Origin of the sequence: Neorhizobium sp. T25_27, from assembly GCF_002968565.1 — a bacterium.
Taxonomy (GTDB): Bacteria; Pseudomonadota; Alphaproteobacteria; order Rhizobiales; family Rhizobiaceae; genus Neorhizobium; species Neorhizobium tomejilense.
Genome location: NZ_PVBJ01000002.1, coordinates 555,726 through 571,257 on the forward strand (window position 1 = coordinate 555,726; position 15,532 = coordinate 571,257).

At 61.1% G+C, this 15,532-nt stretch carries 14 protein-coding genes, 1 tRNA gene and 1 pseudogene; 6 read left to right on the forward strand and 10 right to left on the reverse strand.

Features of this window, described 5'->3' with window-relative positions; genetic code table 11:
• Positions 1-14 precede the first annotated feature (14 nt).
• Positions 15-257: a helix-turn-helix domain-containing protein gene (locus tag C5J24_RS09575; protein WP_105417464.1), complete on the forward strand. Its 243-nt coding sequence runs from the start codon at positions 15-17 to the stop codon at positions 255-257.
• Here C5J24_RS09575 and C5J24_RS09580 read toward each other — a convergent pair.
• The 4 genes and pseudogenes from C5J24_RS09580 to C5J24_RS09590 all read right to left on the reverse strand — a co-directional run bounded on the left by C5J24_RS09580 (position 202) and on the right by C5J24_RS09590 (position 3,126).
• On the reverse strand, positions 202-1,695 hold the full coding sequence (locus C5J24_RS09580) for a site-specific integrase (protein ID WP_172723900.1): 1,494 nt from the start codon (positions 1,693-1,695) through the stop codon (positions 202-204). The genes C5J24_RS09575 and C5J24_RS09580 overlap by 56 nt on opposite strands.
• Positions 1,696-1,746: 51 nt before the next feature.
• Positions 1,747-1,911, reverse strand: a pseudogene (locus tag C5J24_RS32640) (DUF6538 domain-containing protein); the annotation flags it as partial.
• 52 nt (positions 1,912-1,963) lie between these two features.
• Positions 1,964-2,039, reverse strand: a tRNA-Thr gene (locus tag C5J24_RS09585).
• A 130-nt stretch (positions 2,040-2,169) separates the two neighbouring features.
• The gene (locus C5J24_RS09590) at positions 2,170-3,126 is read right to left on the reverse strand and encodes a nitronate monooxygenase family protein (protein WP_105417468.1); all 957 of its coding nucleotides are present in this window, start codon (positions 3,124-3,126) and stop codon (positions 2,170-2,172) included.
• Positions 3,127-3,374: 248 nt separating this feature from the next.
• Here C5J24_RS09590 and C5J24_RS09595 point away from each other — a divergent pair, with 248 nt between their 5' ends.
• Positions 3,375-4,604: a hypothetical protein gene (locus C5J24_RS09595; protein ID WP_105417470.1), complete on the forward strand. Its 1,230-nt coding sequence runs from the start codon at positions 3,375-3,377 to the stop codon at positions 4,602-4,604.
• 3 nt (positions 4,605-4,607) lie between these two features.
• Here C5J24_RS09595 and ppk2 read toward each other — a convergent pair whose 3' ends face one another.
• Positions 4,608-5,489, reverse strand: coding sequence for a polyphosphate kinase 2 (gene ppk2, locus C5J24_RS09600; RefSeq protein WP_105417472.1), 882 nt, complete (start codon positions 5,487-5,489; stop codon positions 4,608-4,610).
• Between the two features lie 280 nt (positions 5,490-5,769).
• Here ppk2 and phoR point away from each other — a divergent pair, with 280 nt between their 5' ends.
• Positions 5,770-6,951, forward strand: coding sequence for a phosphate regulon sensor histidine kinase PhoR (gene phoR / locus C5J24_RS09605; RefSeq protein WP_105417663.1), 1,182 nt, complete (start codon positions 5,770-5,772; stop codon positions 6,949-6,951).
• Positions 6,952-7,079: 128 nt separating this feature from the next.
• On the opposite strand, the gene C5J24_RS09610 is transcribed toward phoR, so the two are convergent.
• Both C5J24_RS09610 and C5J24_RS09615 read right to left on the reverse strand, forming a co-directional pair.
• Positions 7,080-7,517 (reverse strand): PACE efflux transporter, encoded by a 438-nt coding sequence (locus C5J24_RS09610; protein WP_105417474.1) that lies wholly within the window; start codon positions 7,515-7,517, stop codon positions 7,080-7,082.
• A 186-nt stretch (positions 7,518-7,703) separates the two neighbouring features.
• Entirely contained in the window at positions 7,704-8,240 is a 537-nt protein-coding gene (locus tag C5J24_RS09615; protein ID WP_046664813.1) for a GcrA family cell cycle regulator, read from the reverse strand.
• 408 nt (positions 8,241-8,648) lie between these two features.
• Between C5J24_RS09615 and C5J24_RS09620 the strand changes: the two genes are divergently transcribed.
• The 3 genes from C5J24_RS09620 to C5J24_RS09630 all read left to right on the forward strand — a co-directional run bounded on the left by C5J24_RS09620 (position 8,649) and on the right by C5J24_RS09630 (position 12,018).
• Positions 8,649-9,845, forward strand: a complete 1,197-nt coding sequence (locus C5J24_RS09620; RefSeq protein ID WP_046603194.1) for an aspartate aminotransferase family protein — start codon at positions 8,649-8,651, stop codon at positions 9,843-9,845.
• Positions 9,846-9,898: 53 nt separating this feature from the next.
• Positions 9,899-10,816 (forward strand): ornithine carbamoyltransferase, encoded by a 918-nt coding sequence (gene argF, locus C5J24_RS09625; RefSeq protein ID WP_105417476.1) that lies wholly within the window; start codon positions 9,899-9,901, stop codon positions 10,814-10,816.
• 212 nt (positions 10,817-11,028) lie between these two features.
• Complete coding sequence (locus C5J24_RS09630) at positions 11,029-12,018, forward strand: Hsp33 family molecular chaperone (RefSeq protein ID WP_105404047.1); 990 nt, start codon at positions 11,029-11,031, stop codon at positions 12,016-12,018.
• A gap of 38 nt (positions 12,019-12,056) precedes the next feature.
• On the opposite strand, the gene C5J24_RS09635 is transcribed toward C5J24_RS09630, so the two are convergent.
• The 3 genes from C5J24_RS09635 to C5J24_RS09645 form a co-directional block, all read right to left on the reverse strand.
• Positions 12,057-13,643: a tannase/feruloyl esterase family alpha/beta hydrolase gene (locus C5J24_RS09635; protein ID WP_105417478.1), complete on the reverse strand. Its 1,587-nt coding sequence runs from the start codon at positions 13,641-13,643 to the stop codon at positions 12,057-12,059.
• 115 nt (positions 13,644-13,758) lie between these two features.
• A complete protein-coding gene (gene apaG, locus C5J24_RS09640) occupies positions 13,759-14,151 on the reverse strand; it encodes a Co2+/Mg2+ efflux protein ApaG (RefSeq protein ID WP_046603197.1) in 393 nt (130 codons plus the stop codon).
• Positions 14,152-14,323: 172 nt separating this feature from the next.
• The gene (locus C5J24_RS09645) at positions 14,324-15,508 is read right to left on the reverse strand and encodes an O-succinylhomoserine sulfhydrylase (protein WP_105417480.1); all 1,185 of its coding nucleotides are present in this window, start codon (positions 15,506-15,508) and stop codon (positions 14,324-14,326) included.
• Positions 15,509-15,532 lie beyond the last annotated feature (24 nt).

The window sequence follows — 15,532 nt, forward strand, 5'->3', positions numbered from 1 at the left end:
ACAGTCAACCGAGCATGGCGAAAACGCTGCACTCAAAAAGGCAAGAGGTGCTGGTAGCGGCGATTGCAGAGCAGCGCCGTGCTAAGGGCTTGTCTCAGGCGCAAGTAGCCAAGGCGCTAGGACGGCACCAACCGTTCGTTGCCAATATCGAAAGCGGTGAACGGCGGGTTGATTTGCTGGAGCTTCTCGCCCTGGCGGACATCATTGAGCTAGACGTGCATGCTCTGCTTGATCGGTTGCAGCAGGTTTCCGGCTGAAGTCGAGTTTTTGTATTGCTTCGTTGAGCAATTGCAGGGTATGGCCGCCGAAATAACTCTGGTACGTCACGCCCTGTTGGCTGTGTCCCACAAGGGCTTTGATAAGAGGTCCGTCAACCTTCGCGTTTATCAGCTCAGTGATGACCGTATGCCTCAGGCTGTGGAATACTAGTAGCTTCGTTTTGATGCCAAGGGATGGAAGCAGGGTCTCGTTGAACCAACGGCCAATAGCTCGACCACGCCCGTGTTCAACGGAAGTGCTAAGATCGTGAAACAGCTTTGATACGCCCCGCTGGCGCAATGTCTGTACATAGTCCAAGAAACCCAGTGCGATCAGGTCTTTATGTACTGGAACCCTGCGCTTTGCGGACAAGGTTTTCAGCTTCTTCTCATCGCCTTCATCGTTCAGGTCGAAAAACAGGACACCATCCTCTTGCTTGATGTCTGTAAGATCGATCTGCGCGATCTCGTTCAGCCTTGCACCCGTATATAAGCCAACCAGCGGTCCCCATTTTTGATGTGGTTTCCGCGCATGCACAAGGCCACCATCCACTATGGCGTCCAAAATGGTTCGTACCTGCTCTGGTGTAAACCCTTCGCGCCTCTTTGCCTGCAACCGCTGACGGTTCTGTTTAATGGCAACGGCTGCGAACAGGTTTTGTTTGATATGGCCGTGTTGGTGGGCGTAGCCAAAAAAGTCATTGTAGGTCTGTAGGTACTTGTTGATCGAGGGCACCGACAGACGGGGCAGATTTGTCATGATGAGTACCTCCGCCAACGGCTTCCCTATAGTCTCCTGCTTTTTGTGGCGATGCTTGGGGAGGGCAAACAGCGTGTCCTTAACGGTTGTCACGTCCTGTTGGGTCAGCGTGGCAATGTCCCGGTTAGCACCGAATAGCTCGGTAAGCAGGCTAAGATATTCCTCCTTGCCGCTTACTGTAGTCGCTACCCAGTTGCCACCCCGGGTTCGCTCCATGATGAACCGCTTGGCGAGTTCGTCTATCGTTACGCCCGTGCTGCTAGGCTGTTCCAATGGGGCAGGCGAGGGTCTGGGCTGCGGGTCCGCAACAGATATAGTGCGGTCAACCGGCGCGCTTAGGTCAAACTGATCGTAGGATGCATCGTGATCGAGCGCCGCTTTCAAAAAGCTGCGGACGGCCTTTTTGAAATCTCGTTCCAGCCAACCGTATTGTTCGTCCACATTCGAGAAAGGTACTCTGTACTGGGCCATGAAACCCGCGAGCAGGGTCTGGTAACTGGTATCAAAGGACAGAGGCCGACCTTCCACTATTTCCCGCTCGGTCGTGGCAAGCCGTAGCTCGTAATCCTGTCTCGTCTTTTCATTCAGACGGCCTTGGACATCTATCTCGTTTCTGACCTTGTCGAGAAGTTCGCGAAAATGCGTCTTCAGCAAGCCGTGCAGTTCGTCGTATCGCATCCCGTACGCAATTCCATGGTCGTTCAATTGTTCGCCTATCTGGATCAAAGAGCGAGACAAGCGCAATGCCTTATGAGGATCACGCGTCTGTAGTGATAGCTTGATCGTTTCGGCTTTGCGTTGCGGATGGAGCTGCTTCGGTAGTGGCCAACGGAAATAGAATAGGCCGTGCCGCGACTTGAGAAGGTACGTGGGAACGAACAAGAAATGCCTCACCGGAATGTCCCACCTGTGGAAGCCGGCAGCAAGTCTTTGATTTAAAAGGAACTGGTGCCGCTTGCAGGACTCGAACCTGCGACCCCATCATTACGAATGATGTGCTCTACCACCTGAGCTAAAGCGGCACGGGCAGCGGCCGGTTTTGCCGGGGCTGCGAGTGATGCGGCTGATACAGGCAATGACCTGCGATTTCAAGCCGGGTTTTGGGCTTCTCGACGATTTTCCTGAAATGGCGGTTATTATCCAGCCGTTAGTTCAGATCGTAAGGCGCTCGCGCGCCGCCCGGTATTCGCTTTCCAGCCGGTGAACGAGTTCCGCGACCGGAACCACCGCCTTGACCGCGCCGACGCCTTGGCCTGCCCCCCAGATCTCCTTCCAGGCCTTCGGCCCGCTGACCGCCTGTTCGAAATCCATCTTGGACGGATCGGCGACCGGAAGGGCGTCCGGGTCCATGCCGGTGGCGGTGATCGAACCCTTGAGGTAGTTGCCGTGGATGCCTGTGAAATAGTTGGAGTAGACGACGTCGGCAGCATTCGAATCGACGATCATCTGCTTGTAGCCATCGACGGCGCGCGCCTCCTTCGTGGCGATGAAGGGCGAGCCGATATAAGCCATGTCGGCGCCCATGGCTTGGGCGGCAAGGATGCCGCCGCCGGTGGCGATCGCCCCGGCGAGCAGCAGCGGCCCATCGAACCATTCCCGGATTTCCTGCACCAGCGCGAAAGGAGACAGCGTGCCGGCATGCCCGCCGGCGCCGGCAGCGACAGCGATCAGCCCGTCGGCGCCCTTGCGGATCGCCGAATTGGCGTGGCGGTTGTTGATGATGTCGTGCAGCACGATGCCGCCATAGGAGTGCACGGCGGCATTCACCTCCGGCACGGCGCCGAGCGAGGAGATGACGATCGGCACCTTGTATTTCACGCACATCATCAGGTCGTGCTCCAGGCGCTTGTTGGAGGTATGAACGATCTGGTTGACGGCAAAGGGAGCGGCAGGCCTGTCGGGATTGGCGGCGTTATAGGCGGCGAGATCCTCGGTGATCATGGCCAGCCATTCGTCGAGCTGGCTTTCCGGCCGCGCATTGAGCGCCGGGAAGGCGCCGACGACGCCTGCCTTGCATTGCGCCAGTGTCAGTTCCGGATGGGAAATGATGAACAGCGGCGACGCGACCACGGGCAGGCGGAGCCTGTCCTTGAGGACTGCTGGAAGCATGGATCAAAAACCTCCCGATTGACCTTTACGCAAACGTAAATTCGTCTACCAGATCGTGGGAGGCTCGAAAAGCCGGTGGAAAGATTTTCGAAGCAGATCTCCGCGACGCCCGGCAGGGGCCGCCGACATATCCTGTCCTTATTTTTCGCCATGGTGCAGTCGAAGGCGGTGCTTGCAGTTCCGCGGCGGAGGGGTTACCGAAACGTAAACTCCCGCGCGGTGGGAATGACGATGAAGAAGGACCGGCAGTGAGCGGTTTGGAAACGGCCATCAGAAACGCACTGGATCGCTCGAACCGGGCGGACCGGGAGATCAGGGCGCGTATTTATCAGTCGGCGCGCCAGGCACTGGACGCCGGCCTTCGCAAGCAAGGCGTTACCGACCGGTTGATCATCATGCAGCAGCATGAACTCCTGGAGCGGAAGATTCACGAGATCGAAATGGCGGAAGTCGAGCGTCTGGTGGAACCGGCGCCGGGACCTGCCGTGGAGCTCGAACCGGAACTGCCATACGCCGCGGAACCCATGGCGGTGGAGTCTCCGGTCATGCCAGCCAGCCCGCGGCCGGAAGCGCCGCAACGGCCGGCGGCACCTTCGCTTGTCGCTCCGTCCATCGATACCGTTTCGGGTGAGGCGCGCGCTCCATCTGCTGCTGCGGCGATTTCCTCCGGCGATCTCGGCGGCGTCAGCCCCGCGCGCGGCGAGCGGATCGAAGCCGAGCAATTCCAGCCGGAACCTCCGGCGAAAGCCGCAAAGCCGGGCAAGCCGAACAGGAACGCCCGCCCGTCCTCAGATAGCGGCCTGGACGTTCCCCCGGAACGGGCCGCCAAACCGCGAAAGCGTCGGGGTTTCCTGTCGCATCTCTTGACCTGGGTTATCACCCTTGGCGTGGTCGGCGGCGCCTGCTGGTGGTTCTATCAATCCGGTCTGGTGCAGTCGATCGTCGAAGAAGCGATGAAGTCGGCCGACCGCTCGGTCGCCGGCCAGGCGGCGGGAGGCCCGGTCGCCTTCGATCCGCGCCGCGGTTTTTCCGACGAATGGGTGGAGATCTTCGTGCCCGCCAAGGCGGCGGAAATGAAAGCCGGCGGCCAGGCGAAAGTCGAGGCAGTGGCCGCATCGGAAGGGCAGGCCGTGCGCATCGCATCGGCAACGTCAGGCGACGGCGGCGATGTCTCGGTCGAAGTGCCGCCGGAAGTGCTGCGCGAAATGGCCGGCAAGAGCTCGACGGTGGCCCTGACCCTGCAGTCGGGGCAGAACAGTTCCGTGCAGCTGTCGGTCCGCTGCGATTTCGGAAGCCTCGGCAACTGCAGCCGTCATCGCTTTACGGCAACGCAGGAGAAGCTGGAGGCGCTCTTCCGGGTGACCTTCGAGCGGTCGCTTGCCCCCAACCGGCCCGGCCGCCTGATCTTCAACAGCGGTATCGACGGCGCGGACCGGGCGGTTCTGCTCTATTCGGTGCGCATCCTGCCCGGCCAATGACCTTTATCTCAGGAACTTCGGGCCGAAACCGAAGATCTTGTCGTCGATCTCGCCGATAGCGTCCTTGTCCTTGCCCTCATAGTCGAGCGATAGCAGGATATGGCGAATGACGTTGAGGCGGGCGCGGCGCTTGTCGTTGGCACGCACGACCGCCCACGGGGTCTCCTTGTTGTGGGTTCTTTCGAGCATCGCGTCGCGCTTCTCGGTGTAGTCGTCCCACTTGTTGAACGCGGCGATATCCATCGGCGACAGTTTCCAGATCTTGAGCGGGTCGTGCCGCCGGTCATGGAAACGCTTGAGCTGCATCTCGCGGCCGATATCCAGCCAGAACTTGAAGAAGATGATGCCTTCGTCGGAAATCGTGTCCTCGAAGCGCGGAACCGCCTTCATGAAATCCTTGTACTGTTCCGGCGTGCAGAAGCCCATCACCGGCTCGACCCCGGCCCGGTTGTACCAGGAGCGGTCGAACAGCACGATCTCCCCCGATGTCGGGAAATGCGAGATGTAGCGCTGGAAATACCATTGGCCGGCCTCGGTCTCCGTCGGTTTGTTGAGCGCCACCACGCGGGCCGAACGCGGATTGAGATAGGCATTGATCGAAAAGATCGTGCCGCCCTTGCCGGCCGCGTCGCGGCCCTCGAACAGCGCCATCATCCGCTTGCCGGTCGCCTTCAGCCAGAACTGCACCTTGACGAGTTCGACCTGCAGCTTTTCCAGCTGCTTTGCGTATTTGTCCTTGTCGAACTTGTCGTCATGGGGATATCCGCCGGAGCTAAGCGCATGCTCCTCGATCCACGCCGGCAGCACCGGGTCGTCGATATCGAACTGCTTGAGCTTGCCGTTGATGTCGATGCTGACTGCCCGGCTTTCGGTTTTATCCGCCATGATAGTGCTTCCTCCGATCGATCCGCCGTACGGGGCGGTAGCCGATATGTAACGCAAGTTCGAAATTCCGCTACTCTCCGGATAGCGCCAATTTTCCAATATCCCAACGGAAGCGATGTATATCTGTCATGCAAGGGATATATGAGCGCGTGTTCAACCTGTGAAAGCTGCGAGTCTGTCTGTGGAGTCGGTACTGGAGAAATGGCGTCGGGGTCTGGGCACGCTCGTTGCGAGAGGCCGCCAGGAACGCGCTCTGCTGCTGCTTCTGACCCTGCTGGCGATGATCGCGTTCCTGATCGGTATGGACTGGGTGGGCGTCCTGGTGGGCTGGCTGCTCTTGGTGCTGGTCGTTGTTGGTCGCAAGCCTGCCGTCCTTCCGCCGCCGGCCCCGGTGATCGTCGAGGAAGAGCGATCTGGCTTCCAGCCGCTGCCCCAAGTGGCAGCGACGCTCAGCGCGCTGGACATTCCGGCTTTCGTGCTGGGCGATGATATAACCGTCCTCTACCAGAACAAGGCGGCCGAGAAGGCCTTCGGCATCCTTTCTCCAGGTTCGCATCTTTCGGCCCGGCTGCGGTCCCCCGGCATTCTCGACATGGTGCGGGAAACCATCGCGACTGATGAGCCCAACCAGATCGAGCATTCCGAGCGGTTGCCTTCCGAGCGCGTCTATACCCTGCGCATCGCGCCGATCGATCTCGGCCAACCGGTCCAGCAAAGCTCCGACGGAGTGGCGCAGAAGCTCTATCTCCTCTCTTTCAGGGACATTTCGGAACTGCGCCGCATCGATCGGATGCGTTCGGATTTTGTCGCCAATGCCAGCCATGAGCTGCGTACCCCGCTTGCCTCGTTGCGAGGCTTCATCGAGACCCTGCAGGGGCCGGCGCGCTCCGACGCTGCCGCGCACGAGCGGTTCCTCGCCATCATGTTCGACCAGGCGACACGCATGAGCCGCCTTGTCGACGATCTCATGTCGCTGTCGCGTCTGGAGCTCAAATCCCATATCGCACCGGACCAGACGATCGACCTGAAGCCGCTGATCGGTCATGTGCGGGACGCGCTGGTACCGCTCGCCGACGACCTCGGGGTGGAAATCCGCACGCATCTGCCGGAAGGCAAGGTGGAAGTGCTGGGCGACCGCGACGAGCTAGTTCAGGTTTTCGAAAATCTGATCGAGAACGCCTGCAAATACGGCCAGGAAGGCAAGTTCGTCGACGTTTACCTCAGGAACGGCGCTTCCGATCCGGTGGAAGTGACCGTTGTCGACCAGGGGCCGGGCATTCCGGCCGAACACGTTCCGCGGCTGACCGAGCGCTTCTACCGGGTCAGCGTGGCCGACAGCCGTTCCAAGAAAGGCACCGGCCTCGGCCTTGCAATCGTCAAGCACATCCTGACCCGCCACAGAGCCCGCCTGATCGTGAAGTCGGAAGTCGGCAAGGGAAGCGAGTTCACCGTCAGGTTCTGACAAAAGGGAGTGCTATCGACGTCCCATGTCCGGCGCCTCGGGGAGGCGCTCAATTTCTCCAAACATGCAGGGTGTCATCCGCACCGTTCGCGGCGCGGATTATTCGATAGAAACCTCGAGGAGCGGCGTCAGGCCGCCTCTGTCTGCCGTTGCCATTCCGGCAGCGGAAAGATGCGGTCATAGGCCCAGTTGAACACGAAGGCATAGACCACGTAGAAGACCGCGAACGACACGTCCATCGTCAGCGCATGGACGAGGCTGATGCCGAGATACCAGGCGATCAGCGGCAGAAGCGCGATCAGCAGGCCAAGTTCGAACAGCACCGCATGCGCCACGCGTATTGCGGTGTTTTTCTGCGTGCCGCCGGTAAAGCGCTGCATCAGGTGGTCGAAGCCGAGATTGTAGAGATAGTTCCAGCCGGTGGCGATCGTCGCACTGCCGATGCCGACCACGCCGATATCGGCGGCCGGCATGTCGAAGGCAAAGGCGCCGAGCGGTGTGATGAGAGCGAGCCCGATCAGTTCGAAGCTGATGGCATGGCGGATACGGTCGCGAGTCGAGCGCATGATGACCTCCTGGGTGCTTTCCGGGTCGTCCCGGAGTTTTTGCCCGAATGGGGGAGGTCGTCCTCACCGTCTTTCAGATAGGTGCAATGCCGATCCGGAGCAAGGCTTGGCCGGCATATCTGCCATGCGCAACAAAAAAGCGGGCCTGAGCCCGCCTTCGATCTTGTCCTCGTGTCGCGCCGCCGCTCAGACCCGAGCAGCAACCTTGCGGCGCTCGTTGACCGGCTGGTAGGCGAGCTTTGCATGATAGCCGCAATAGGGCGATGCATCCGGGGATTCACAGCCGCAGAAGTGGAAGTCGTCCTTGAGCGGATCCCCGACCGGCCACTTGCAGGTGCGCTCGGTAAGCTCGGTCAATGCAAGGCGACGGGAGATCGGCACCACCACGTTGGAGGCGGGACGATATTCCATCTCCTGATAGGGTTCGATTTCGACCTCTTCCTTGACCATCGTCGCGCCGACGGCGCGGGTAACGGTCCGGGTCGTGACGCGCGATGCATAATTCGGAGCCCGCGGCGCCGATGTCGTGCGCTTGGCCGCAGCTGAACGGCCCGTCGCTACCGTGCCGCCGGCTTTCGCCCGGCCCGGCAGGCTGAGACGGTGCACCTTGCCGATAACGGCATTTCGGCTTACGCCTCCAAGTTGCGCTGCGATCTGGCTGGCGCTGAGGCCCTCCGACCATAATCTTTTGAGCTTCTCGACACGCTCGTCTGTCCAGTTCATGCCCGTTCTCCGCCTTTGAACGTTGCTGGCATGCAGAATCCTTCCACCTTTGCTGCGAAATTCATTTCGCAGCACCCACTATATCTATGCTTGAGGTGACTAGTTCCGCCGCATGCAGTCTAGTAATTGATCTTTAACCTAGTGTGAGGCTGACTCCGTGGCAAGAGTCGGGGGAATCTGCGGGAATCGATTTCGTGGTTTTCCCCAACTTGCTGTCCGGGAGAGTCATTTTTGTCACATTGGCCGGCGCCTGCCGCTTTCCGGCCCGGGCCTGCCCAAAACGCCGAGCTTTGTTGACATTGATGGCCTAAACCCCGATAGTGCCCCCGCCGCCCAGTGGGCGGCATTTTTGATTTTTTCGGCCCCTTCCATGGGCCTTTCTGGACTGCCTAGAGGAGTGATGTCGCCATGGCTGAAGCCGCGCTTTTCGACACTTTTGCCCGGGCTCCGCTGCGTTTCGAGCGCGGCGAGGGCGTATGGCTTGTGACGGAAAGTGGGGAGCGATATCTCGATTTCGGCTCCGGCGTCGCTGTCAATTCGCTTGGTCACGGCCACCCGCACCTCGTCGGCGCGCTGAAGGCGCAGGCCGACAAGGTCTGGCACACGTCCAACATCTTCGAACAGCCGGGCCAGGAGACGCTGTCGCGTCGTCTCGCCGACAATTCTTTCGCGGATAAGGTGTTCTTCACCAATTCCGGCGCCGAGGCGCTCGAATGCGCCATCAAGACCGCGCGCCGCTATCAGTTCGTGAAGGGCCATCCGGAGCGCTTCCATATCATTACCTTCGAAGGCGCCTTCCACGGCCGTACACTGGCGACCATCGCCGCCGGCGGCCAGGCAAAATATCTCGAAGGTTTCGGCCCGAAGGTCGAAGGCTTCGATCAGGTGCCGTTCGGCGACATGGACGCCCTGAAGGCTGCGATCACCGATGCGACCGCGGCTATTCTGATCGAGCCGATCCAGGGCGAGGGCGGTGTCCGGCCGGTTCCGAAGGAATTCCTCCAGGCGTTGCGCCAGGTCTGCGACGACAACGGTCTGCTGCTGATCTTCGACGAAGTGCAGACCGGCGTCGGCCGTTCCGGCAGGCTGTTCGCCTATGAGTGGGCGGGTGTGGCGCCGGACATCATGGCGCTTGCCAAGGGCATCGGTGGCGGCTTCCCGCTCGGCGCGTGCCTTGCCACGGCGGACGCCGCGTCCGGCATGACCGCTGGCACCCATGGCACGACCTACGGCGGCAATCCCCTCGCCACGGCGGTCGGCAATGCCGTGCTCGACGTGATCCTGGGCGACGGCTTCCTGGAAAACGTCCGCGACGTCGCCTTGGTGCTGCGGCAGGGGCTCGCGAGCCTCAAGGACCGCTTCCCGGACGTCATCGAGGACATTCGTGGCGAAGGCCTGCTGCTCGGGGTGAAGGCGAAGGTGCCCGCGGGTGATCTGGTTGCCGCCATACGCGGCGAATACATGCTGACCATTCCGGCCGGCGACAATGTGGTGCGTCTCCTGCCACCGCTCACAGTCACGGCGGAGGAAGCCCGAGAAGGGCTTGCCCGTATCGAGAGGGCGGCGGAAAAGCTTTCCGCTTCCGAGATGAAAAAATCGGCCTGAGCGGGCAAAAGGGGGACGCCGTTGCAGGTTTCCCGCTTCACAGGGAACATCAAATGGCATCTCCCAAGCATTTTCTCGATCTTTCCGCCGTTTCCGCGGCTGATCTCAGGGCTATCCTCGACGACGCGAAGGTCCGTAAGCAGGCGACCAAGGCCGGTACTGCGGAAAAGCCGCTCGCCGGCAAGATGCTGGCGATGATCTTCGAAAAGCCCTCCACGCGCACCCGCGTATCCTTCGATGTCGGCATGCGCCAGCTCGGCGGCGAAACGCTTTTTCTGTCGGGTACCGAGATGCAGCTCGGTCGCGCCGAGACGATCGGCGATACGGCCAAGGTCCTGTCGCGTTACGTCGATGCGATCATGATCCGCACCACGGATCACGCCCGCATGCTGGAGCTTGCCGAACACGCGACCGTGCCGGTCATCAACGCCCTGACTGACGACACGCATCCCTGCCAGATCATGGCCGATATCATGACCTTCGAGGAGCATCGCGGGCCGATCGCCGGCAAGACGGTTGCCTGGACCGGCGACGGCAACAACGTGCTGCATTCCTTCGTGGAAGGTGCTGCCCGTTTCGGCTACCGCATGAACATGGCGGTGCCGATGGGCTCGGAGCCCTCCGACAAGTTCCTCAACTGGGCGCGCAACAACGGCGGCAACATCATGCTTTGCCATGATGCCGAAAAGGCGGTTGCAGGCGCCGATTGCATCGTCACCGACACCTGGGTGTCGATGAACCAGGAGCACAAGGCACGCGGCCACAACGTCTTCCAGCCGTTCCAGGTCAATGCCGACCTGATGAAGCGTGCCGACAAGGATGCGCTGTTCATGCATTGCCTGCCGGCCCATCGCGGCGAGGAAGTCACCGACGAGGTGATCGACGGGCCGCAGTCGGTCGTCTTCGACGAGGCCGAAAACCGCCTGCACGCGCAGAAGTCCATTCTCGCCTGGTGCTTCGGCGCCGTCTGAGTTCAACGTCCCGGATGGAGGACGCGGAGAGCCGGCGGCGGCAATCAACCTTGATTTCCGCCCCGCAATCCCCCATTTGTCGGCTTTCAACAATACGCCGTCTTCTGGACTGGCGTTTCAACACACATCGTCGACGTCTTTTCCTCCGGCCAGCGGTTCCGCTTGGGCTGGCGCTTGTGTAAAGGTTTGGGTCGGCGCGAAGGAGTGAAGTCATGGCGGAAGCGACTGTGGAACTCAACGAACTCGACTTTGCCGGAGACGATCGGGTCGTTCCCTTCCAGGTGGAAGGTCTCGACGTGCGCGGCCGTGCGGTCCAGCTCGGGCCGCTGCTCAACTCCATCCTCAGCCGTCACGAATATCCAGGCCCGGTCGCGCGGCTGCTTGCCGAGGCGATCGTGCTGACGGCCCTGCTCGGCACCTCGCTGAAATTCGATGGCAAGTTCACGGTGCAGACCAAGGGAGACGGCCCGGTCGATCTGCTGGTCGCGGATTTCTCGACGCCCGACAGCCTTCGTGCCTATGCCCGTTATGATGAAGAGGCGCTGGCCGCTGCTGTCGAGGAAGGCAAAACTTCGCCGCCCGATCTTCTCGGGCAGGGAGTGCTTGCGTTCACCATCGACCAGGGCCGCGGCATGCAGCCGTATCAAGGCATCGTGCCGATGGACGGCTCATCGCTCGAGGAGATTGCCGGCGTCTATTTCCGTCAGTCGGAGCAGATCCCGACCAGGGTCCGCCTGGGCGTTGCCGAACTCTTCGACCGCGATGCCGATGGCAAGCCGCGTCACAACTGGCGGGCAGGCGGGCTTGTCGCGCAGTTCCTGCCGCACGCGCCTGAGCGCATGCGCCAGCCGGACCTGCATGGCGGCGATGGTGACGAGCGCGATTTCGAGTTCACCGAGGACGATTCCTGGGCCGAAGCCCGCACGCTGGTGGAAACGATAGACACCGACGAGCTGACAGACCCGCGGGTTGCAATCGAACGGCTGCTGTTTCGCCTGTTCCATGAGCGCGGCGTGCGGGTCTATGCGCCGCACCCGGTGTTCGATCGCTGCAGCTGCTCGCGCGACAAGATCAAGGGTGTTCTCTCGGGGTTCTCTGCCGAGGAGATCGAGGCGAGCGAGGAAGACGGGGAGATCGCCGTCACCTGCGAGTTCTGCTCGACCACCTATCGCTACAAGGCGGATGAATTCGCCGCAGCCTGATCATCGAACGGCGGGAGTTTCCTCCCGCCGTTTTCACGTCAAGGCATCTTGCATTCAAAGTTTGCGCCGTCTTTCAGATCGCCGCTGCCGGAATATCTGGCTGATTGAGGATAGGGGCAGAGCGGCCGCGTCATCACCGGCTTGTTTTCCTTGATCTGCTTCGCCTGGATTACCGTCGGTGCCTTGCCGTTCTCCACCCAGTCCATCAGCGGCGTGAAGGCATCGAAGACATCCGTGCCGTAGCCCGCGGTGCAGTGGAACATGCCGGGCACCATGAACAGGCGGTAGAACTCCGCCGTCCGCTCGGCGCCCATCTGTTTGCGGACGGCTTCATAATAGTTGACGCCCATCATTGGGTTGAGCGCCGGGTCGGACCAGCCGAAATAGGTGATCATCCGCCCACCGCGTTTTTGGAATTCGCTGAGATCCGGGTTGGTGGCATCGACGATCTCGCGGATCGCGCCGATCTTCGGATATTCGCTATCGAAGTCGAACGTCTTCCAGTCGATCGCCTTTCCCGAGGCGGGCAGCATCGCCATATTCTTGACGAAGGTCTCGCCATAGGCCAGCTGCCGGCTCGGCCCCTGCTCGGATACCATCCACATGTCCCAGCCGCTCACACCGGTCGGATCGACACCCTCGGTGCCGAACTGTACACCCGGGAAAATCGTCTCCCCCTTGATCTTGACCCCGCCGGCGAGCGTCTTCAGCGTTTCCACCTGCGCCGGCGTAAAGCAGTCGGTACCTCCTGCCTCACAGGTCTTCAGGTCCTTGGCCGGATCGAAATTGCATTGACGGGGATCGGCGATCAGCCCGTCCCTGGCACCGTCGATCGCATCGCATTTGTCCATCACCGCCTTGGCGAGCACCGGAAGCTGAGCCCGGTTGATCGGCGCCTTGAGCAGAGCCCGCGCATTCCAGACGCCCCAGATCTGCGTATTGGTGAGATCGAGAACCGGAGCTCCGGCGAGGATGCCGTCGAAATCGCCCGGATAACGCTGCGCCGCCATCAGGCCCTGGCGTCCGCCGGTCGAGCAGCCATCCCAGTAGGAGAAGGAGGGATGCCGGTCGTAATAACGCGCGGCAATCGCCTTGGCGGTGTCGACCGTCACATGCACCGCGCGTGAACCGTAGTCGATCAAGAGGCCAAGGTCCTGCGCAAAATCCCCGAGCTTGTAGGCGGCCGCATCGTGGCCGGTATTCTGCTGGACGGTGAGGAAGCCTTTCGAAAGCGCCGCATTGCGGGTGGCGACCCGTGAAGGTGCCGCAAGGTCCTCGCCCGCGTAGCCGCCATTGCCGAACATATAGAGCCGCCGGTTCCAGTTGTCCGGCAGGGTGATCTCGAAGCGAACCTGCGGCCGGATATAGCCGGTCACCTGGCAATGGCCGGGGACCGTTCCCACGCCGGCCATATGCGTGGCTTTCAGCGCCGTGACCTCGGCAAAGGATTGGCCGTTCAGCATGCCGCAGGCGATCTGCGGCGACACGGTGGCGGAAGCGAAATCCGGCCTGTCCTTCTGATCGATGAAACTGCTCTTGTTTTGTGCGAGTGCCGGGGTGAAGGCCGCAACCGCCAGAAAGGCGCAGGGCGCCAGCAGAAAGGCCCGCTGAAGCGATCGTGTCATCAAGTTCTCCTCCCAAAGACCGGTTGACCAGGTCAAGATGCCGCAGGAGGGAAGGGGTAACAAATAGAAAAACCGACGCCACCCATAACCTGTAGGTTGTCGTCGGTAGCGCGGTTTAGTTGAGGACGCGCATCAGGCCTGGTGAATCCAGCGAGAAGGCCGGGATCGTCACCTCGAAGGTCTCGCCTTCATCGGTTTGCATGTCGTAATGGCCGAACATCAGTCCGGATGGCGTGTCGAGAGGACAGCCCGAGGAATATTCGTAGCTGTCGCCCGGCTTCAGCCGCGGCTGCTCGCCGACGACCCCCGGCCCGTCCACTTCGTCGACGATGCCGTTCTGGTCGGTGATGTGCCAGTAGCGATGCACCAGTTGCACGGTGAGCGTCGAATGGTTTTCGATGACGATGCGATAGCCCCAGACATAGCGGCTCTCTTCCGGATTGGATTGCTCCTCCAGATAGTAGGGTTCGACGGCGACATCGATATCTCTTGTCCGGGCGCGATACATGCGACACCTCAACAAATCTAACTTGGTTCGATATTGTACAGAGGCGCCGCAACGTCAAGAAATCTCGCGGTTTGAACAACCGAGTGTGAGCATTTGTTGAAGTTAAGGATAACCGGGATGGTGAATTTCTGGTCGATCCACCACCCCGGCCACTATCTCGAAAAGCGAACGCTTACACGCCGGCCTTGGAAAGCGCCCGGGCGAAATCCTCGATCAGGTCGTCTGTATCCTCGATGCCGGCCGACAGGCGCACGGTGCCGGGCGAGATGCCGAGTTCGGCCCGGGCCTCGTCCGTGAGGTTCTTGTGCGTCGTGGTCGCCGGATGGGTGATCAGGCTCTTGGAATCGCCGAGATTGTTGGAAATCTTGATGATTTCCAGCGCGTTCTGCAACTTGAAGGCCGCTTCCTTGCCGCCCTTCAGCTCGAAGCAGACGAGCGTCGAGCCGGCCTTCATCTGCCTGGCGATGATATCTGCCTGCGGATGGTCCTTACGGCCGGGATAGATGACCCGGGCCACCTGCTTCTGGTCGGCGAGGAAATCGGCGATCTTCGACGCGCTTTCCGTTTGCTGCTTGACGCGCAGCGGCAGGGTCTCGATGCCCTTCAGCAGTGTCCACGCATTGAACGGCGACATCGCCGGCCCGGTGTGACGGAAATAGTCGTGCAGGTTCTCGTCGATCCAGGCCTTGTCGGACAGCACGACGCCGCCGAGGCAGCGGCCCTGGCCGTCGATGTGCTTGGTGGCGGAGTAGACGACGATATGCGCGCCGAGTTCCAGCGGCTTCTGGTAGAGCGGGGTCGCAAACACGTTGTCGACGACGACCTTGGCGCCGATCTGGTTGGCGAGCTTGGCGACGCCGGCAATATCGACCACTTCGAGCGTCGGGTTGGTCGGGCTTTCCAGGAAGAACACCTTGGTCTTCGGCGTGATCGCCTTTTCCCAGTTTTCGAGGAAGCGTCCGTCGACCAGTGTGCATTCGATGCCGTATTTCGGAGCGAGCGTCTCGACCACCCAGCGGCAGGAGCCGAACAGGGCGCGGGCCGCGACGATATGGTCGCCGGCCTTCAGCTGGCAGAGGATCGCGGCGGTGACGGCCGCCATGCCCGAGGCGGTGGCGCGTGCGTCTTCGGCGCCTTCCAGCATGCACATGCGCTTTTCGAACATGTCGTTGGTGGGGCTGCCGTAACGCGCGTAGATGAAGCCGTCCGTCTCGCCCTTGAAGCGGGCTTCGGCCGCTTCCGACGTGTCATAGACGAAACCCTGGGTCAGGAAGATCGCTTCCGAGGTTTCGCCATATTGCGAACGCAACGTGCCGCCGTGTACGAGCTGGGTTGCCGGGCGCCATTTGTTAGTCATGCGTGTCCTCTTTCAGAACAAAAA